The following is an 18,230-nucleotide window of genomic DNA, read 5'->3' as shown; positions in this document are numbered from 1 at the left end:
ACAGCACTGCTGCGTAAGAGCGACTTTATGACCACCAGATCGGTAGCGGCACTGCGAGCTCTAGAACGCGACTCACAAAAATCGACTGCTCCGATGCAGCGGCAGCGTTGATGTTTTCGACTTTAGGCTCCAAAAGGAACCCGCCCGATCAACTCGGGCGGGGCTTTAGAGCGAGTCTCACTCGCCGTTCTTGCGCGGCCGCGACCAGAGCAGGGTGTACCCCTCGCCGCCTTCGTCATCGAAAAGGTTCGCGTAGATCGGTCCGTTGAATGAGGGATCGTCGAGCTTGAGCGAGAGGTAGTCGCGGCCCTCCTCGGAGCGCTTCGACCAGGCTGCCCCGATCTCCGCCCGGCCCACGTAGATGCGGTGGCTGGGCGCGTTGTCGCTGGAGCGGTTGGTTTCGGCGACGATGCGGACGCCCTTGGTCTGAAGGCTCAGGGTGACGATCTCGCCGTGAAACTCGTTACCGACCTTCTTGAACGAACCGATGTTAGCCATGTTACTTCTCCTGTTTGCGTTTCGAGCCCGCGACCACCGCGGCCTCGATGGCGATCTGAAGCCGAAGACGATCGGCGACGCACCCGCGGTCTGCGGGCCGGAGCGCAGCGGAGGACGCCGTTGTGGCGACTTTCTTGTCTCGCGAGGAATGGGCGAAGCCCAGGGGAAGAAAGTCGCATCAACGGCGTTGCGGCTCAGACGATCGAGGCGCAGCCGGTCTTCGGCCAGATCAAGCCATCAAGGAGGCCACGTGCGTCGCGTGCTGAACCGCAATCTTAAGGAGAAGACGTGGCGTATCTCGGTTCTTCTGAACAAGAGCGGTGAACGATCCGGCGTAGAAAGAGAAACAATCTGTTGCAAAGGGCGGTGTCCTCTTCGAAGGAATGATCAAGGGGCACGCCGCACCGCTGCAGCTACGTGGGTTGGGCCGAGATGGACGCGGATTGGTCAAGGCACTCCGAGAAGGACTGGCTCCCCGCTTGCGTCCCGCTGATCCCTCGTTCAACGGACCGATTTACGCGAACCTGTTCGATGATGAAGACGCAAGGGTCTTCCCTTGCGGATAGTGGCCGTAAGAACTGGCTGGGATCGCTCCACCGCCCGACCGGACTCGAGCGGGCGGGTCTTCGCCAAAACTCTCAAGCGTGTCCATGCCGTGCCGCCGATGCAAACCGTACCTAGGCAAGCGAAGGCCTCGCGCCAAACCAGCGAAGGCACCCCCGATCTGCGACAGGGCAAACACCACATGATAGCCAGCGATTGCCGCAGGGACCGCGAATACGGCTGCGATCGCGACGCGCAAAGTCAAGGACCAACTAGCGGCGACGGCGACCTGACCAGCGGCAAGCGTCAGCGAGCCAGAAGCAATTCCGATGAGCAGTGCGCCGAAGATGCTCGCGCCATCACGGCATGCCAACATCCCCATGCTGAGTGAGACGAAACACGGCAAGGCATAGACCAGCGCAAAACTCAGCCAGCAGAATAAACCGATGCCGAGTGTGTTGGGCACAATCCCAAGCGCGAGCACGGCGGTGGCTCCAATGCATACATGTACTGGTCCCGCCTTCCACCACCACCGCGGCGCGGCTTCGGACCTAAAATCGAAACGAGGCGAAGTTGCGGCGTGCAACTCCGCCTTGGCGTCTTCGAGGCGAGACGGCGCTCATGCGCCACCGAACCTCCAGACGGGGATGCCGAGCCGCTTCGCCTTGTCAGCGAGATTGTCCTGAATTCCCGTGCCCGGGAAATGCATGACGCCGATCGGCAGAAGCTCGAGGAGAGCGTCGTTGCGCTTGAACGGGGCCGCCTTAGCGTGTTTCGTCCAATCGGGCTTGAAGGCGATCTGTGGCACCTTGCGATTGGTCGCCCATTTCGAGGCGATCAGTTCAGCGCCTTTCGGGGAGCCGCCATGGAGGAGGACCATGTCGGGGTGCTTTGCATGAACCTTGTCGAGGCGATCCCAGATAAGGTGGTGGTCATTGAAGTCGAGCCCACCGGTGAGTGCAATTTTCGGTCCTGTTGGCAACATGACCTCAGTCTCGGAACGACGCTTGGCGGCGATGAAGTCGCGGGAGTCGATCATTGCCGCGGTGAGCGTTCGGTGATTGACCAATGATCCCGACCGAGGACGCCAAGCTGAGCCGGTGTGGACCTCAAATCGCTCGATGGCCTGATCCCGGAACAGTTCCAGGCAATTGCGGCGCTCGATCAGCGTGAGGCCCTCGGCGGTCAAGCGCTCGAGTTCCACTGATCGCACTTCCGAGCCGTTCTGCTCACGTTGGCTCTTCTGCTGCGCCTGCTCGTTTTCATCGAGCTGCCGTTCGATGCGATCGACGGCACGGTGGAACAGGTTGACGGTCGACCAGAGCAGATCGTCAAGGTCCGGCTCAAGCCGCGTGTCGTTCAGGGTCGCAACCAGGGCGTCGAAGATATCGACTACGGCGCCGATGATCATCTTGCCCTCCGGGAGTGGTCTTGGATCGGGCTGGTCGTCGAAGGGACGAAAGCCGAAGAGCTGTAATTCGGTGAGGATGTGGTCGGTCGGAGACGAGGCGTGCGGCGGTTCGATGTCAGTCATGAGAAGAGGTCCTTTGCCGGATCGGCCGCGACCATCGCGGCCTTCGTGGCGATCCTCTGACGGCAGGCGGAACGGGCCAGAACCCGACAGGGCCGAAGCGACAGCGAAGGATGGCGGAGGCCGGCTATTTTGCTTCGCGATGCAAAGCGCGCGGCCAACTGCATGATGTGTCTTCACATCGCTGGCGCGCGGCGGAAAATAGCCGGACGCAGCCATTGCCGGCCCGGGCCGGCTGCCGTCCGATCGCCCCCGGTAGAAGGCCGAGGTCGCGTCCCCTTCCGGTATTGGCCTCGCCTATGACCGGCCTATCAACGTCGATCAAAGACCGGGAGCTATTCCGCGGCCACGGTCGACGAATGCAGGAAGCGAACGACATCCTCTGGCACAAGCTGAAGCCGCAGCGCTGCTCGGAGGGCTTCGAGACCGAAGACATGCAGATCTTCGTTGAAGTCACCCAGCCGGGGCGACAGCACGACCGCTTCAATGCCGGCGTCTGCTGCGCGCTGGCTGAGAGTTGCCAGCACCGCATCACCGGCGGCATCGGCATCGCGCGCAATGTAGAGCCGGCGCAGGCTAGACGGCAGCGTCATGGCGCAGAGGTGATTAGCCGAAAGCGGTGCCGCCATCGGCATAGTCGGCAGCAGGTAGCGTAGCGAAAGCATGGTCTCGATACCCTCGCCGGCAGCGAGCACGTCATCGACCACGCCGAACCGAACGGCGTTGCCGAGCAGATCGCCCATCGCGCGTCGTGGGGTATCGACCGGGGCCTTGCCGAGCCGCACGCGATCAAAGCCGTCCGGGTCGAGCCAAGTGCGGTGCACGCCGGTGATCCGACCATCGAGATCCGTGACGCCGGCAATCATCGCCGGCCAGGTCTGGGTCGGCAGATGGTCGTCCGGCCGATAGTAGCAGCGTGGATGGAAGCGTAAGCTGCCACCATGATGTACGCGGGTGATCCCACGGCGCTCCAGATATGTCTCAACCACGGTCCCGTGGATCGGGCTGGACATCGCAAAGAGCCGACGGGCGGCCTCTTGTGATCCGGTAGGTACTGCCGGACCGATGGGCTTTGAGACGAGCGCCGGTTCACTCCGAAGCAGCCTCAGAAACCGCCTCGCCTCCTCGGCGACTTCGCGGAAGTCACGCAAACCGCAGGTCTCGCGAATGACGTCGAGGAGATCGCCATGTTCGCCGGTTGCGGCGTCAGTCCATTTTCCGGCGGAGCCCTTCGGTGATTCCTTAAGCCGCACAAACAACGAGCGGCCCGGGGTGTTGTGGACGTCGCCGACCACCCAGTACTGTCCCGCCCGCTTGCCGTTGGAGAGATAGTGTCGGCACACCGCCTCGGCCTCGCGCGCGAGGCGGCGTGCCAGTTCGCAAGGCTCGCGTAGCATCAGGCTGCCTCCCGCTCACTGGCGCGCTCGACTGGATAGCGGTCGAGCACCTTCGACAGGATCTCGACACCGCTCGCGTCCATGGGCACGAACATGCGCAGCTTCCAGGAGATGATCTCTCCGAAGAGACCGTCAGAGTCGAGGACATATTCGCGTGGGGTGATGTCGACCTGGACCTCGCCCCACTCCTCCGTCGAAATCTCGGCGAGCCGCCGCTCCATCAGCGCCTCGCCAGTCGAGACGATCCGGATGACAGCGGCGTGGCCCGCATCAAGATCGCGCTCGATCGAGCGGATCAGCGTCGGCGTCTTCATCGAGGTCAGCAAGTGCCCGAAGAAGCGCTGCTTGGCGCTTTCGAAGGCAGATCGCGCGGCCGATTTGGCCTGACCGTTTAGCGTACCGGTCTCTCCGGTGATGTTCGCGGCCCGCATTGCCGCATCGACATTGTTATGGATGACGCTGAACGCCCCGGCATAGGCGTCGTAGATGCGAACCTGCTCGGGCGTGAGCTGATGCTCGACGAGCTCGTACGCGACGCCCTCGTAAGAGAGCGAGCGGGCCGCGTAGAGCCCGAGCGCCTTGAGGTCGCGCGCAAGCACCTCCATCGCGGCGACGCCGCCCTCCTCGATGGCCTCGACGAACTCGGCGCGGGTGGCGAACGGGAAATCGGTACCTCCCCACAAATCCAACCGCTGAGCGTAGGCCAGATTGTGCACGGTGGTGGCACCGGTTGCCGACACATAGACGACGCGAGCATTCGGCAAGGCGTGCTGGAGCCTCAGCCCCGCACGCCCCTGCTGGGAGGCCGCCCCCGGACGATTGCAAGCAATCGCCTTGAGGTCGCCGCGCTCGCCCTTCTGGCCTGCCGCGTTCTGCATCGCGTGGCTCTCGTCGAAGACAATCACTCCGTCGAAGTCGGAGCCCAACCATTCGACGATCTGCCGAACGCGCGAAAGCTTTTCGCCGCGTTCGTCGGTTCGCAGCGTAGCGTAGGTGGTAAATAGGACGCCTTCCGAGAGCCTGATCGCTGTGCCCTGGCGAAACCGAGACAGCGGCGTCACGAGCAATCGCTCCATGCCGAGCGCGGACCAGTCGCGCTGCGCGTCTTCGATCAGCTTGTCGGACTTACTGATCCAGACGGCGCGGCGGCGGCCCTTGAGCCAGTTGTCGCGCAGGATGCCGGCGACCTGCCGCCCCTTGCCCGCACCGGTGCCGTCGCCCAGGAACCAGCCCCGGCGAAAGCGGACGGCATTATCGGCATCGTCGCGTGCGGCCGCCACAACATCAAAGGTCGCATCCACGGTCCAGGAGCCCGCTAGAAACTTGGAATGCGCCTCGCCGGCATAGATGACGCTTTCAAGCTGGGCATCGGACAGGATGCCAACCGCCCGCACATTGAGACTTTGCAGGAGCGTCCGCTGGGTGATGCTTTCCGCGAGCTGCTCGATCGAAACGCCTGCCTTCACCCGCCGCACGTTCGACTGGCTGAGCACAAGTTTGTTGAACGGAATGTTCCGTGAGGGCGACAGGGTGATCTTCTGGACAGCCTTCGTCATCTCGATTCTCCACGACGGGCGGCCGGGAGCCTCTCTCTCGGCCTCCAACCCGTCGCGAAAACCGCATCTCCTCTCTCACTCTCGTTTCCGAAGCGACCGGCGAGATCTTCACGCTGCCTCCTGCTCCGCTCCCTCGGTCGTCACGTCAACAACGGACTCCGGCAGAAAGCCAAGCAGATAATCTGCAACTTTGCTGGCATGGGAGGCGGCGCGAACAATCGCACGATTGTCTTCGCGCAGCACTTCAAGCCAGGAGGCGATATAGTCGGCATGCCGCACGGTCGGTACGATACCGAGCGACGCCGCAACTGAACGCAGCCGATATCTCCGCGATCAACTCTTCAAAAGCATACTTCTTGGTACCGTAGCCGCCTGACAAGTCGCGGTTGAGACGTGATGGATGACCACTGGCATGTGCTAATTCATGCAAGGCCGTTCGATGCCAATTGATCGGCTCAAAATAGGCTTGCGGTGGCGGCACCTGCACGTAGTCCTCTGCCGGCACATAGAATGCGCGATTGCCGCCCATCCGGAAGTCGATGCCAGTGGCCTTGATGAGCTTTTCGACCCGGGGCTCGATCAGGCCTGGCGGCGGAGGCGGCGCCGTCGTCGTGATCTCCGAAGGCAGGTCGTCGCATTGATCAGTATTAAAGACCGTGAACCGCTTCAGGAATGCGATGGCCTGCGCTTCGTCACCCGTTTCGCTCGCCCGCCGCTTCTCGTCGACCGGCACAAAGCGGTCGGCATAGACGACGGTCGTGCCGCGCTCGCCCTTGCGGACGTGACCGCCGAGCGACAGCGCCTGGCGAAATGTCAGCCAGCTCTGACCTGTGAATGCGCGCTCAGTGGCGGCTCCCCAGAGAATTAGGATGTTAATCCCGCTATATTGGCGGCCGGTCGCGGCACTTTTTGGCAGGGCCAGAGGCGTCTTCGCCGCCGCCGTGCCCCATGGCTGCACCCACGGCGCGCGGCCGGCCTCAAGCTCGGCGTTGATCTTGTTGGTGATTTCGTCATAAAGGTTCGCCCGGTCCTCACCGGATCGTGCCCGAGGATAATGTCTGGACATCGCGGATCTCCGCGACGGGCGCCGCGAGCCTCTCTCGCAGCCCGTAACCCGTCACGGCAAAACCGCGCGAAACTCTTACTCTCAGCCTCTCCGCGAGAGAGTGCGAAATCTAGGGGGCGGCCCGGCTTCGGTCCGATTCGTCTTGGGGCTTGGCATCGAGATCAGGGCCGCAGGCCCTGACCTGGCGTGCGCCAATGGCGCATCGCCTCAGCGGAAAATGGCACCCGGAGAGCGTGAGCATAGCGACCCGAAGGGGCACGCGGGTCCGAGTGCAGCGACGAGACCGGTTAACAGCGGCACCCGGGAACGGGGCAGTGATAGCGATCGCCGAAGGCGAGCCCCTTTCCCGAGTGCCCCCGGCGAGGAACTCCGAAGCTCTTGCGCGAGGGATCGAAGCCGGACGGCGTGCGCCGTTGAGGCGTGGAGAAGAAGGGAGTGTTCGAAAGAATGGAGCCTGCTGGTTATGGCTCGTACTTGCCCGGCTTACCGGTGTCGGAAACGACTGAGACTCCGAAAGGAGAACGGGACCAGAGCATGCCGGGAAACGTCTCGAAATCGGGCGCCGCAGCCCGGTGGAGAGCACAGAGTAAGGTGTGCATGGTGAAAGCTGTATTGCCTGAATCCCAGTTTCCAGTCGCCAAAGGGCTGGCAGTAGCGAACGCGGCTGACACGCTACGCCACGCGGGGCAGATCGCACCGGCCAGTGCGATTTGCCACCAGTCCGCGCGGGACGACCACCATCGGTGGGTCAAGGAGACGAATGGGACACCTAAACACGCCGCAACTTCCCACACACGCAACTACGGGATCGCCTGCAGCAGGCTCTTTCGAGGACCTGTATGGCGACGGAGCCGTCATAGTACCCAAATGCCCGACGTAATGGCCGGGACAGCCGCCGCGAGGCGGACGATCATGCGTATAAGGCCGGGTGACCGGACCGAAAGCGCCTCCGATCGGGGGAAGGACGATGCCGCCAATAACGGCATGTGCAGTATGCGAAGAGAAGATTCTTCGACGGAGAGGTTCTGCTGATGCAGGCCGTCACCATCCAGAGGAGAATTGAATCACTGCCGACTTTGTCGCGGTCGGGTAAGCGCGTAAATGGCCTTCACCGCCTGATGAGATGTCCGCATCTCTTCGAGTGGGCCTACGAAAAGGTCTCCCGCAACAAGGGAGCTCTGACGCCCGGTGTAGATGGCAAGACGTTCGACGGCATGTCGCTGGAGAAGCTCGCCGACATCGCCAGGCGCGTGGCAGATGGCACTTATCGCTTCCGGCCAGTCCGGCGGGTTTATATCCCGAAGGACAACGGCAAGACACGACCGCTGGGTATCCCCACGGTGGAAGATCGGCTCGTTCAGGAGGCGGTCAGGATTCTACTCGAAGCGATCTATGAACCTGTGTTCCTCAATGAATCACATGGGTTCCGCCCGGGGCGATCCTGTCATACCGCACTCAAGCTCATCAAGAAGAGTTGGACGGGCTGCAAGTGGCTGGTCGAAGTGGATGTGCGTGGGTTCTTCGACAACATCGACCATGACATCCTGCTTGGGCTTCTAAGGAAGCGGATCGATGACGATAAGTTCATTGGTCTGATCGAAGGAATGCTCAAAGCAGGCTACATGGAAGATTGGGTCTACGGACGCACTTACAGTGGCACGCCACAGGGCGGCGTTGTCTCGCCCTTGCTCGCCAACATCTATCTGCACGAGCTGGACCAGCACATGCAGATGATGAAGGCGGACTTCGACAAAGGCCGTGAGCGACGTCCATTCCCGCGCTACGTGGCGTTGGAACGGCGCGTCCTCAGTCTCCGCCGGAAGATTGAACGGCTCCGTGCCGAAGGCGCGGATCGGGCCGAGATCGATGCTGCATTTGCGGAGATCAAAGCCATCAACAAGGAGAGACGGAAAGTGCCTTCCGTCGATCCGATGGACCCCAACTTCAAAAGGCTCCGCTACTGCCGCTATGTCTGAGCTGCACCCGGTTCTGTTGACACCGGCTTAAGCTAATCCGACCTTCCGTTCGAGCTCCATAGGGCTCAGATATCCGATCGTCGAATGCCTTCGCTTCGGATTGTAGAAGCGCTCGATGTAGTCGAACACGTCGGCCTTGGCCTCGTTACGTGACCGGTACACTTTGCGCGCTGTTCGCTCGGTCTTCAAGGACGAGAAGAAGCTCTCCATTGCAGCGTTGTCCCAGACATTGCCTGACCGGCTCATCGAGCAGACCACGCCGTGATCGGCCATCAGCCTCTGGAACTGTTCGCTGGTGTATTGGCTGCCGCGATCGGAATGATGCAACAGCGCGTCCGGCTTGCCTCGTCGCCAGATCGCCATCACCAGGGCATCGGTGACGAGCTGTGCCGTCATTGCTGTACTCATTGACCAGCCGACCACCCGCCGCGAGAACAGATCAACGACTGCGGCCACATAGAGCCAACCCTCCGCCGTCCAAACATAGGTGAAGTCAGCGATCCATTTGCGATTGGGAGCGGGCGCTTCGAAGGAGCGGTCGAGCACGTTGGGAGCGACGGCGGCGATCTGCCGCTCACCCAGATCGGGCGGCAGTCGACGCCGTCGTGGGCGTGCTTTAAGGGCCTGCAGCCGCATCAATCGTTCGATCCGGTGCAGCCCGCAAGATATCCCTTCGGCCAGCAGGTCGTGCCACACCCGCCTGGCGCCATAGGTCCGGTCGCTGGCCAGGAAGCTGGCTCGAACCTTCGCGCCAAGCTCTTCTTCGGTCCGGCTGCGTTCACTGCGCGGCCGTGTCAGCCAGGCATAGAAGCCACCCCGCGAGACACCGAGCGCCTCGCACAACCATTCCGCCGGCCAGATCCTTCGGTGCTTCGCAACGAAACCGAACTTCACGTCGATTCCTTCGCGAAGTAGGCCGCGGCTTTTTTTAGGATGTCCCGTTCGGCTTTAAGCTTGATGACCTCGCGCTTCAGCTGCGCGATCTCCAGTTGCTCCGGCTTCATCTGACCGTGGCCAGGGAATGCATGTTGCGGATCGTCCGCAAGCTGCTTCACCCAACTGCGCAACTGTGTCGGATGAATACCAAGGTCTTTGGACGCCTGCGCATACGACACGCCGCGCTGCTTGATCAGCCGCACGGCCTCAAGCTTGAACTCCCGCGTAAACTGCCTTCTCTCCATGACGCACCTCCTGCTCCATAAAACACCTAACTTGGTGTCTTCGGAACCGGGTGCAGCTCAGTCGACGACTTTCTTATCGGCGTGATCGGGAGCAAGCGGGAAGCGTGTGAGATCATGGCCTGCGTCGAACGATTCCTGACGGAGACCTTGAAGCTCACCGTTTCGCCCGAGAAAAGTGGGGTTCACGCCGCTTCAAAGGGAGTGACCTTCTTGAGCTATCGCGTCTCGACATACACATCCTACGGGGCTGGACGAAAATCCAGCCGCAAGGGACCGGCTGGACGGACATGGCGCGTGATGCGTCGGCCGACCACCGGAAATGTCAGCTTGCGGGTGCCGCGCAAGGAAGTCACCAAGTTCTGCAAGCAACACGGCTATGGCGATCTCGCCAAGAAGACCGGCAGTCCGCGCGAGCAGTTCCTGGTAACCAGCGACGTTGCAACCGTCCTCGCCTATAACTCAGAGTTCCGTGGGTTTGCGAACTACCATTCGTTTGCCGACGACATCAAGAGCGCCTTGGGATTGCTGGAGCTTGTCGTGTTCCGCAGTCTTGTGAAGACGCTGGCGATGCGACATCGGACGACGAGAGCAAAAACCATGGCGCGTCTGTGGAAAGGCACGGACTACGAGGTCAGCTCCGTGGTCCGTGGTAAGCTTCGCAGCATCAAGCTGTGGAGACTGAAGCATCTGACCCGAGCCTACTGGACAAGTCCGACTATCGACAACGTCACGGCAGGTGCGTGGTGGGTCAAAAGCCCAAATGATCTGATCGATCGACTTAACGCTCGCAAATGCGAAGCGTGCAGCGATACGACGGGACCATTCGAGATGCATCATCTCCGCCGCCTAGGTGACCTGCGAAGCGGATCGCTGACGGTCTGGAAACGGTCCGGTTGGCGGCGCAAGACCATTGTCCTGTGCCCGTCATGCCGTGCAGCCGTCTCCGGTCGAGAGTATGCGCGTACGGAAAGCCGTGTGCATTGAAAAGTGCCCGCACGGTTTGGGGGGAGGCGTAGGGATATCCTCTTCGAGGTGTCCCGCGCCTACCCTACCGAGACGCAAAGCGGCTCGGTTCAAGAGAGCCCGATGCGGCGGAGCCGCACGCGCGCAAGCAGAAGACACTCTAAGGCTTAAGTCGGGGATCTAGATTTCCTCGCGCGCATGCGTCTGCGCGTCGTAGATCCTGATCTGAAGCATCGGAAAACGCTTCTTTAGTTCTTCGCCACCCGCCCTGGCGCCGTCTCTCGTTGTAAATTCGGCTTTGAACCGGCCGTCGACTTCAAGTGCGTAACCGGCGGCCGGCAATTCACGGGTGGCTGCAACCATTTCATTCCCATTGTATAGTGAGGTGATCGGGAATGATCGGTAGCGTGAGTCGCCCAAACCGCGCCAGAGCCACCTGCCCAACTGCGGTGATAGGCCAACACACATTGTGGATCGGCATCTCTCTGGAATCGCGTCAAGGATGGGCATTTGCGTCATCCGAGCAGGTGGGCGGCTTTCCACTTGCCCGGATGCATGCACGATAGAGCCACGGCTCGACGTAGCTGCCCTTCCAGAGTCCCCTGCCGGTACGCTCAGCCTCGCGCTGAGCTTCGTGATATCTGCCCTTTGAGTATTGAGGCCAATCCAACGCAAGGCCGCTCCGTACAAGCCATTCAGCGAGATCCCTGCCTGCGACCGAGCAGGTCGCGACGGTGCGGCCATACGGGTCGAGGCTAACTGGAACACAATTGACGGGGCGGCCGGCAATGAAGACATCAAGGCCGTTCGCGGCCTGCGCGCCGCAACGATATTGTAAGCTGTCTTCGCCGCGGCACAGCTGACTGCTCTCCGGTGCATCGATGCCCCAAAACCGGATGCGCACTCCATGTATTTCCAACGTGTCGCCGTCGATCACGCTGGCCTGTCCGACAAAATCGCCGGCCAGCGCCACGCTCGACAGAATGGCGAGAATCAAAGCGACAGAGGTTCGACGCATTCCAATGACCTTGTAGCTACCGCAAATCTCGCGGATTGGATTTCGGCCAGTTCTCAAGTGGCTTCAGTGCTGGCAGGTTGTCTGGCCGCTCGTGATAGTGAAACTCCGAGCCGCGCCGCCGGCTGCCTCGGAGCCAGCCCAGAGCAGAATCGCGTCCATAAGCCAAGTGAATTCATAAATCTTCCAGACGCCGTCATTCTTTATAACTTTTCCGGTCGCGTTGAATCGCAGGCTGTTCAGCCGGCAAAGCGCGTAAACTTCGTCCCAGCGTGCGCCTTTGGGAGGAGGAAAGGCGCTGCAGCGCCCTTTACCAGACGAGGCGCTGAAAGTCGTCATGCGCGGCGCTGACAAGGAAGACGAGATTGCTGCGTAGCTGATTTTGCACAGGACGGCGGAACACTGGAAAAGCACCTGCCCCGACGTTTTGGAATCCCTGCTCTGTGTTAGCAGCCCGGAACGAACCGAGGGCTGCAAGGATTCGTCCCTCGCGGAGGAGCGATCTTGATGCTGATGATCAAGGAGAGGCGGACGGCGATCCGCACGGTAAGGGGGTGGACGATAGCCGTGTTGCAGGAGGCAGGCGCGATCTGCGAGTGTGCATACCACGGCTGGATGCAGGACCGCGCAGATCCGCACGCCCGTGAGCGGGCGTTCGAAATCGCCCGCCAGGATGCGCCACCGGGTCTTTCGCGCGAGGCGGCCGCGGGCGCGGTGACTGAGGTCCTGGACTCGATCGGCGATACCTGCCCCGAATGCCCGCCTGACGTCTAGGCACGCGCTGGGCTATCGACGCGGCAAAGGTGACTAACGCCCAAGACCCTTCTCGACGCGCTTCCGGCTGTTGCCGACCTTTTTGACAGCTTTCTTGACCGCTGACGCCGACCGCCCTGTCTTCTTGGACTCGTACCCCAATTCATACTTTTGCCCGCCGGCCACACGGGCTCGGTCCTGCGTGCGCCCGCGCGCCGGCGCGCCGGCTTCTTCTTCGCTGCCGCCATTGGCTCCTCCTGTCGGATCGATGACAAACCAACACAGCAAAGGATTCACGGGTTCCGGAACGATTCGAAGTGTGTCAGTTTGAATCAGCTGTTGCGTGGATTACTCTGTGGATCCGCCACCAGCCTCAATCGGCGCTGACCCGATGGTTCTAGCCAACAGCCCGCGCGGCCGCAAGCGCACGATCGTGGCGCTGGCGCGCAAGCTGCTCGTGCCTTGGAAGTACGTGACCGCCGGCGTCGTGATTGAGGGAGCCGTGATGAAGTCCGCCGCCTGAGGCAACCCCTCTCACAGTCTTCAAACCAATCAGCCGAGGAACGATCAGCCTCGGCCGATCCGGGTGGACGAACCGATGGATTGCATGGCTTCAAATGCCGCAACGAAGAATGGTCCCGTCCTCTCGAGCCTGCCCCGCCGCAAGCGGAATGTTGGTGCAGTCGCGACCGCGCGACGACCGGATGTGAGTTTGATCTGGCACGCGAAACCAGATTGCGAAAACCGGCTCGAACCTGAGATCGCCTGACGAGAAGGAGCTATCCGCCCCGCATCCGCCCGACCACCAAAGCCTGATGGCGTGCTCGCTCGCGTCAAGGTCAAGCCGCTTCGCGGCGGCCCTCCGGGCCGACCTTCTGGCCAACGAGGTAGCCAAGATCTTTACCCGGCGTGGCCACGACTGGACGCATCGCTTCAAGAAGGTCGCCCACGACGCCTGGCGCATAAGGGCGAGCTCGGCCGTCATCGACAGCGAGATCGTCGTCCCCGCTGCCGACGGCACGACCAACTTCTCGGTGCTGCAGAACGAGCTCTAGCAGTCTGCTGAAAAACCCCCTCGCCAGGGAGGGGACTTGATGATTCACTTTATCATCTCGAATCGGCGGAGACGATCATGCGCGGCAGGTTTACGGATCAGGGCGGCCTGTTTTCGTACATCGCGCCGGATAAGCGCGTGCCAGCGAACCATCCGCTGCGGAAGGTCCGGGAACTTGTCCGGGATGTTTTGAGTGATTTGAACCGCAGCCTTGGAAAGCTATACGCCAGCGAGGGACGTCCTTCGATCCCTCCGGAGCAATTGCTGAGCGCCTTGCTGCTGCAGGTGTTCTACGGCATCCGCTCGGAACGCCAGCTGATGGAGCAACTGGACTACAATCTTTTGTATCGCTGGTTCGTGGGACTGTCGCCGGACGATCCGGTCTGGGACCCGACCACCTTTACCAAGAACCGGGAGCGGCTGCAGAACGGCGATGTGTTCACGAAGTTCATGACCAGGCTTCTGAACCATTCTCAGGTCAAGCCGCTATTGTCGGACGAGCATTTTTCGGTGGACGGAACGCTGATCGAAGCCTGGGCTTCGCAGAAGAGTTTTCGCCCCAAGGACGGCAGCGGCGACGATGATGACGGCGCCAACTTCCATGGCCAGAAACGCAAGAACGACACCCATGCGAGCACCAGTGACCCGGACAGCAGGCTTTATCGCAAGGCGGCCGGACGGGAGGCCAAGCTTTGCTATATGGGCCACGCCACCATGGAGAACCGGCATGGGCTGGCGGTGGCCGGCAGGGTCACGCATGCCAATGGCACCGCCGAACGCCGGGCTGCGGAGGTCATGCTGAAGGCGAGACGCAAAGCCGCAGGTCGCCGCATCACGGCTGGTGAGGACAAGGCGTACGATACGGCCGATCATGTCGCCAATCTTCGCGCCATCGGCGTGACGCCGCATGTGACACAGAACCAGGCCATCACCAAAACCGGCAAGAACCGTAACAGCGCGATCGACGAACGAACCACGCGGCATCCGGGATACGGCATGTCGCAATCACGCCGAGCGATGGTCGAGTGCATTTTCGGATGGGGCAAGCAGCATGGCACCATGCGCAAGACCAAACATCGGGGCATCGCTCGCGTCGCCGCCGACTTCCTGCTTAATCTGATCGCCTATAACCTGATCCGAATTCCCAAACTGCTCGCCGCATAGCCACCCCGCGCCGGGGCACACTCAATAACAAGCTAGAAATTACATCCAACTCTACCGCGCCGCTCCAAAAACGACCGGCGGAAATATGAAAATTCTCCATTTCAGGGTTTTTCAGCAGACTGCTAGTCTTACTGCGTCATAAATTTTTGCGCGATCGCGGACGCAGGATCGCTCTTGCGCAACATGGACATCGCGACAGACTTCTGACGAGGGCGAGAACGAGCCGTCGACGCATCGTCGCAATCGAGTTTGGAATGTGCCGTTCGGTGCGCAGCGGCGGAGCCTCTGGGTTTGTAACCTTCGGGAAGGGCAGGCGTTTGGAATAGCCCGGCTGAACGAGGCGCTGAGGGGGGAATCGTCTCCCTTTCGGAGATGAGGAATCCGTAAGCCGCTATGCATAGTGTGGCATGGTGGTGGAAGCCGCGCCAACCGCGCCCTTCGAAGTGGCCGAGCCCGACCTCCTGCTTGAGTTCCTGATAGTCGCGCTCAATGCGCCAGCGCAGTTTTGTCAGGTCGACCAACCGATGGAAGGCGATCTTTTCGGGAACGGTCGAGAGCCAATATTTTGTCGGCTCGGCCTCGTTCTTCGGCCACTCGATCAACAGCCATTCTTCCGGGCGGCTCTTGGTGAGGTTGTAATCGCGATGGGCAACCCGCACGCGCACCCGAGCAAAGCGCGAGGTGAGCTGCTCGGCCGAACCTTCGCGCCACGCGATCGTGCGCCATGCCTTTGCCGGCAAGCCGAGCGCGAGTTTCTTGACCGAGATTGGCTGATGATGGCGATCACGCCGTATCAACTTCGGCGGCCTTCCCTGGCCCGACCATCTTTTGGCGCGCAGCGGCACCATGCCCGGCGCCCACACCGTGGTGTTCGGTAGAATGCCAGCGACATAGCTCAACCCCAGCGTTGCGATATCCGTGCGCAGTTCGGTGTTGGCACCGTAACCGGCATCCATCAGCACGACGCCGCGCGGCAGGCCGGCCTCGCAGGCCTTACGAATCTGATCGAACGCGATCTGCGGCTTGGTCTTGAAGACAATGTCCTCAGGAATGCCGGCCTTTCGCCGGCGTGCGCGATCTTGCCATTCCTGCGGTAGGTACAGGCGATAAGCGACCGGCAGGCTGGCGTGGTGATTGGCAATCGACAGCGACACCGCGACCTGACAATTGTCCTGCTTGCCGAGTTGGCCGCAATACTGTCGTGCCACTCCTACTGAATGCCGGCCCTGCTTGGGAAAACCTGTGTCGTCGATAATCCAGGCCTCGATCGGTCCATGACGCTCGATCCGCGGCAGCACCATCTCGCGCACCTTGGTCAAGACCTTCTCGTCCGACCAGCGCCCTTCACCGACAAAATGCAGCAGCGATTGATGCTGCGCCGCTGTCCGTTCAGGCGCGGTGATCGCCGCCATCGGTTCCACGCTCTTGCGTTCGCATGGCATCATCAGACCAACGCAGTAATCCCGTAACGGCTTCGCCCGGTCTGCATGGCCGATCACGCTCACAAGCCCCTCGACATAGGCCGCAAACCGCGATTCACTCCCGTCCGATCTTGGGTGACCCATCCCAGCTCTCCATGCCGAAAAACGAATCTCCCGAAAATACCAGCAATTCCAGGATCAAAGATCGCGACTTTCTGACTCAGTAAGACTAGGGCAAGTCGACCAAGATCGTGCTGGTGGCATTCGATCTGCTCTTTCTGAATGGCCGCGATCTGCGGAAGCTGCCGCTGATCCAGAGGAAAGCCGAGCTGAAGAAGACCTGCGCCCAGGGGAGACGCTGACCATTGCCGGCTTCGCACTCGATGGAACGAAGTGGGACGGCATCTATATCGGCCGCCAAGGGCGACGATCTGATCCATGCGGGCAAGGTCGACCACGGCTTTGACAAGTCTTCCGCTGCTCACCTCCGGAAGAGACTGAAGCCGCTGATCCGGAAGACCCAGCCATACACGAAGAGGATCGCACATAAGGGCACCTGGGTCGAACCAAAGCTGCTCGCCGAGATCGAATATCGCGCGAAGTCGGGCGAGGGAAAGGTGCGGCACCCGTTCTTCGGGGCTTGCGGGAGGACCTGTGATGGATGCATTCGATCGCTTCTGGTGGTGAGCGAACAAGCCCCTGGAAAGCCAACTGACGATTCCAGCCGAACTACACCAAGCCGTCTCGGAGCTCGCTGCTGAGGACCGGCAAGACCGCGCCGCCGTGAACCAGGCCGCAGCACGCGTATCAGATCCCGAACGATGAACGCACGCGAGTGTGCGGCACAGAAACTAGCCGCGCGCGCGCCGCAGCGCCGCTTCCAAGCGCTCCTTCTCGTTGTGCCAGCGGGCTTGTTCGGTTTGCGACCTCTTCTCAAGAGCCTCAATTTCGGTCTGGATGGCGGCGGCCCGGTTCGCGTGCTCCCGCTTGGCTTTGTCCAACGCAGCCTGTGCGTTGTTGACCGCCTGCTGACGGCGTTCACGCTCCTTCTGCCTGGCGGCCTCTTCCTTCGCCCGTTCAAGCTCGCGGCGCCTCTGCTCCCGTTCGTAGGCGAGCGGCCTTCCGCTCAGTAGCCTTGTGGACGGAGCGAGCGGAACGCCGCTTCGCCTTTGAGCCTTTCGGCTTGCGGGAAACTTTCGTTGGTCCGCCGCCGCCGAGATCGGTGGGCAGCTCGGCATGTTCGCTGAAAGGGCGATCGGTTCCAACCGAGCGCCTGAGAACGACGCCGGGCTTTGCCATGGTCGCGGCGATGACGTCAGGGTCATCACTTTCCTTCGCCGCGCCCTGATGGAAGAGATTGCTGTCGGCGGCCCACGCTTCCAGAGCCGCTTTCATGGAGGGGGCGGCGATTGCCAGATCGAAGAAGCCCACCGAAGTCTCGTAGGTCTTCAGTTTTCTGGCCATGAGACGCTTCGCCGCCCAGTGACCGCTGCCATGCGATCAGCTCTGCCGTTACCTCGCGAGCAGAGAATTTCCAAAGCGGGGCGAACAGAGCGGCCGGCCCGGAAGATATCCCAACGCATGCGGCTTGTCGGAGCGAGCTTTCCGTGAACCCACGGCAAGGATACGCTACGCCGACTTCCGCTGCGGTTTGGCCGCTGGCTTCTTCGCCGCGGCCTCCTGCAAATGGAGCGGAGAGGCTCATGCGCCGCGATCGTGGACTGCGCGGCTGCCGCGAAGGCTAAGACATCCAGCTTGCCGTCAATCCGGACCAAACGGGTATGTCCCAAACGTCGTGTACACCTGCGGCGCATTGCGACATCACGATAAGATCATTTTCCCTACGCGGTCGCGGATACATTCTGCAACTTCGCGACGATCAACATCGCCAGCCTGATGAACGCCATGGAATGAACGATAATTGGTTCGTTTACCTAGTTCCGTAAAAGCGAGACGAATGTTTGCAAACGGCCGATTTTGATGCTCTCTACGCAACTTTACGCTAGGCAACACAGAGCGCCTGAGCGGGTGGGCGGGCGCAACCAACGATGCGAGCTGACTTGCTCAATTTCGCGAGCCCAAGCTGGAGGGCAATAGGATGCATTGCATCAC

Annotated in this window: 14 protein-coding genes and 7 pseudogenes; 8 read left to right on the top strand and 13 right to left on the bottom strand. The window is 61.3% G+C overall.

Annotated elements, in window-relative coordinates; genetic code table 11:
- Nucleotides 1–177: 177 nt before the first annotated feature.
- Nucleotides 178–498 (bottom strand): DUF736 domain-containing protein, encoded by a 321-nt coding sequence (locus ACVWW3_RS36225; RefSeq protein WP_456651514.1) that lies wholly within the window; start codon nucleotides 496–498, stop codon nucleotides 178–180.
- A gap of 417 nt (nucleotides 499–915) precedes the next feature.
- Here ACVWW3_RS36225 and ACVWW3_RS36220 point away from each other — a divergent pair.
- A pseudogene (locus tag ACVWW3_RS36220) lies at nucleotides 916–1,064 on the top strand (DUF736 family protein); the annotation flags it as partial.
- On the opposite strand, the gene ACVWW3_RS36215 reads toward ACVWW3_RS36220, so the two are convergent.
- The 5 genes and pseudogenes from ACVWW3_RS36215 to ACVWW3_RS36195 all read right to left on the bottom strand — a co-directional run bounded on the left by ACVWW3_RS36215 (nucleotide 1,013) and on the right by ACVWW3_RS36195 (nucleotide 6,591).
- Nucleotides 1,013–1,525 carry a hypothetical protein gene (locus ACVWW3_RS36215; protein ID WP_456652148.1) on the bottom strand — a complete coding sequence of 171 codons (513 nt, stop codon included), beginning with the start codon at nucleotides 1,523–1,525 and terminating at the stop codon, nucleotides 1,013–1,015. The pseudogene ACVWW3_RS36220 and the gene ACVWW3_RS36215 overlap by 52 nt on opposite strands.
- 135 nt (nucleotides 1,526–1,660) lie before the next feature.
- Nucleotides 1,661–2,575 carry a DUF2493 domain-containing protein gene (locus ACVWW3_RS36210; protein ID WP_456651515.1) on the bottom strand — a complete coding sequence of 305 codons (915 nt, stop codon included), beginning with the start codon at nucleotides 2,573–2,575 and terminating at the stop codon, nucleotides 1,661–1,663.
- 332 nt (nucleotides 2,576–2,907) lie between these two features.
- A complete protein-coding gene (locus ACVWW3_RS36205) occupies nucleotides 2,908–3,969 on the bottom strand; it encodes a DUF7146 domain-containing protein (RefSeq protein WP_456651516.1) in 1,062 nt (353 codons plus the stop codon).
- Nucleotides 3,970–4,106: 137 nt separating this feature from the next.
- Nucleotides 4,107–5,357: pseudogene (locus ACVWW3_RS36200) on the bottom strand (strawberry notch family protein); the annotation flags it as partial.
- Between the two features lie 276 nt (nucleotides 5,358–5,633).
- Nucleotides 5,634–6,591 (bottom strand): annotated as a pseudogene (locus ACVWW3_RS36195) (ArdC family protein).
- A 1,031-nt stretch (nucleotides 6,592–7,622) separates the two neighbouring features.
- Here ACVWW3_RS36195 and ACVWW3_RS36190 point away from each other — a divergent pair.
- Nucleotides 7,623–8,567, top strand: coding sequence for a reverse transcriptase domain-containing protein (locus ACVWW3_RS36190; protein WP_456651518.1), 945 nt, complete (start codon nucleotides 7,623–7,625; stop codon nucleotides 8,565–8,567).
- 27 nt (nucleotides 8,568–8,594) lie between these two features.
- Here ACVWW3_RS36190 and ACVWW3_RS36185 read toward each other — a convergent pair.
- Nucleotides 8,595–9,748, bottom strand: a protein-coding gene (locus tag ACVWW3_RS36185; protein ID WP_456651519.1) for an IS3 family transposase whose coding sequence is annotated in 2 segments (ribosomal slippage) — nucleotides 8,595–9,490 and nucleotides 9,490–9,748 — 1,155 coding nt in all. Because the reading frame shifts where the segments join, the coding sequence is not laid out codon by codon here.
- Nucleotides 9,749–10,081: 333 nt separating this feature from the next.
- Here ACVWW3_RS36185 and ACVWW3_RS36180 point away from each other — a divergent pair.
- Nucleotides 10,082–10,732, top strand: a complete 651-nt coding sequence (locus tag ACVWW3_RS36180; protein ID WP_456672439.1) for a group II intron reverse transcriptase/maturase — start codon at nucleotides 10,082–10,084, stop codon at nucleotides 10,730–10,732.
- 159 nt (nucleotides 10,733–10,891) lie between these two features.
- Here ACVWW3_RS36180 and ACVWW3_RS36175 read toward each other — a convergent pair whose 3' ends face one another.
- From ACVWW3_RS36175 to ACVWW3_RS36165, 3 genes are all read right to left on the bottom strand, one after another.
- Nucleotides 10,892–11,074 (bottom strand): hypothetical protein, encoded by a 183-nt coding sequence (locus tag ACVWW3_RS36175; RefSeq protein ID WP_283089880.1) that lies wholly within the window; start codon nucleotides 11,072–11,074, stop codon nucleotides 10,892–10,894.
- A 133-nt stretch (nucleotides 11,075–11,207) separates the two neighbouring features.
- The gene (locus ACVWW3_RS36170) at nucleotides 11,208–11,729 is read right to left on the bottom strand and encodes a thermonuclease family protein (RefSeq protein WP_456651521.1); all 522 of its coding nucleotides are present in this window, start codon (nucleotides 11,727–11,729) and stop codon (nucleotides 11,208–11,210) included.
- Between the two features lie 63 nt (nucleotides 11,730–11,792).
- On the bottom strand, nucleotides 11,793–12,065 hold the full coding sequence (locus tag ACVWW3_RS36165) for a hypothetical protein (RefSeq protein ID WP_456651522.1): 273 nt from the start codon (nucleotides 12,063–12,065) through the stop codon (nucleotides 11,793–11,795).
- A 168-nt stretch (nucleotides 12,066–12,233) separates the two neighbouring features.
- On the opposite strand from ACVWW3_RS36165, the gene ACVWW3_RS36160 reads away from it, so the two are divergent.
- On the top strand, nucleotides 12,234–12,500 hold the full coding sequence (locus ACVWW3_RS36160; protein WP_456651523.1) for a hypothetical protein: 267 nt from the start codon (nucleotides 12,234–12,236) through the stop codon (nucleotides 12,498–12,500).
- A 33-nt stretch (nucleotides 12,501–12,533) separates the two neighbouring features.
- Here the strand turns inward: ACVWW3_RS36160 and ACVWW3_RS36155 are convergent, their stop codons facing one another.
- Nucleotides 12,534–12,665 carry a DUF3606 domain-containing protein gene (locus tag ACVWW3_RS36155; protein WP_456652114.1) on the bottom strand — a complete coding sequence of 44 codons (132 nt, stop codon included), beginning with the start codon at nucleotides 12,663–12,665 and terminating at the stop codon, nucleotides 12,534–12,536.
- A 167-nt stretch (nucleotides 12,666–12,832) separates the two neighbouring features.
- Between ACVWW3_RS36155 and ACVWW3_RS36150 the strand changes: the two are divergent.
- The 3 genes and pseudogenes from ACVWW3_RS36150 to ACVWW3_RS36140 form a co-directional block, all read left to right on the top strand.
- Nucleotides 12,833–13,002 (top strand): annotated as a pseudogene (locus ACVWW3_RS36150) (IS110 family transposase); the annotation flags it as partial.
- 352 nt (nucleotides 13,003–13,354) lie between these two features.
- Nucleotides 13,355–13,531 (top strand): annotated as a pseudogene (locus ACVWW3_RS36145) (DNA ligase); the annotation flags it as partial.
- 80 nt (nucleotides 13,532–13,611) lie between these two features.
- Entirely contained in the window at nucleotides 13,612–14,697 is a 1,086-nt protein-coding gene (locus tag ACVWW3_RS36140) for an IS5 family transposase (protein ID WP_247772700.1), read from the top strand.
- Nucleotides 14,698–14,825: 128 nt separating this feature from the next.
- On the opposite strand, the gene ACVWW3_RS36135 is transcribed toward ACVWW3_RS36140, so the two are convergent.
- Complete coding sequence (locus tag ACVWW3_RS36135; protein ID WP_456651263.1) at nucleotides 14,826–16,262, bottom strand: IS701 family transposase; 1,437 nt, start codon at nucleotides 16,260–16,262, stop codon at nucleotides 14,826–14,828.
- Between the two features lie 89 nt (nucleotides 16,263–16,351).
- Between ACVWW3_RS36135 and ACVWW3_RS36130 the strand changes: the two are divergent.
- Nucleotides 16,352–16,776, top strand: a pseudogene (locus ACVWW3_RS36130) (ATP dependent DNA ligase); the annotation flags it as partial.
- A 193-nt stretch (nucleotides 16,777–16,969) separates the two neighbouring features.
- On the opposite strand, the pseudogene ACVWW3_RS36125 reads toward ACVWW3_RS36130, so the two are convergent.
- Nucleotides 16,970–17,582, bottom strand: a pseudogene (locus ACVWW3_RS36125) (cell envelope biogenesis protein TolA).
- Nucleotides 17,583–18,230: the final 648 nt, after the last annotated feature.

The sequence above is a fragment of the Bradyrhizobium sp. LM2.9 genome (assembly GCF_054056555.1).
Note: the sequence above shows the minus strand (reverse complement) of the source record. Positions and strands in the feature narration are given on the sequence as shown.

What these genes read in the sequence shown, in the direction of transcription:
- ACVWW3_RS36175 (WP_283089880.1), bottom strand. Translation starts at nt 11,074, where the DNA reads ATGGTTGCAGCCACCCGTGAATTGCCGGCCGCCGGTTACGCACTTGAA.
- ACVWW3_RS36140 (WP_247772700.1), top strand. Translation starts at nt 13,612, where the DNA reads ATGCGCGGCAGGTTTACGGATCAGGGCGGCCTGTTTTCGTACATCGCG.
- ACVWW3_RS36170 (WP_456651521.1), bottom strand. Translation starts at nt 11,729, where the DNA reads ATGCGTCGAACCTCTGTCGCTTTGATTCTCGCCATTCTGTCGAGCGTG.
- ACVWW3_RS36225 (WP_456651514.1), bottom strand. Translation starts at nt 498, where the DNA reads ATGGCTAACATCGGTTCGTTCAAGAAGGTCGGTAACGAGTTTCACGGC.
- ACVWW3_RS36165 (WP_456651522.1), bottom strand. Translation starts at nt 12,065, where the DNA reads ATGACGACTTTCAGCGCCTCGTCTGGTAAAGGGCGCTGCAGCGCCTTT.
- ACVWW3_RS36160 (WP_456651523.1), top strand. Translation starts at nt 12,234, where the DNA reads ATGCTGATGATCAAGGAGAGGCGGACGGCGATCCGCACGGTAAGGGGG.
- ACVWW3_RS36135 (WP_456651263.1), bottom strand. Translation starts at nt 16,262, where the DNA reads ATGGGTCACCCAAGATCGGACGGGAGTGAATCGCGGTTTGCGGCCTAT.
- ACVWW3_RS36205 (WP_456651516.1), bottom strand. Translation starts at nt 3,969, where the DNA reads ATGCTACGCGAGCCTTGCGAACTGGCACGCCGCCTCGCGCGCGAGGCC.
- ACVWW3_RS36190 (WP_456651518.1), top strand. Translation starts at nt 7,623, where the DNA reads ATGCAGGCCGTCACCATCCAGAGGAGAATTGAATCACTGCCGACTTTG.
- ACVWW3_RS36210 (WP_456651515.1), bottom strand. Translation starts at nt 2,575, where the DNA reads ATGACTGACATCGAACCGCCGCACGCCTCGTCTCCGACCGACCACATC.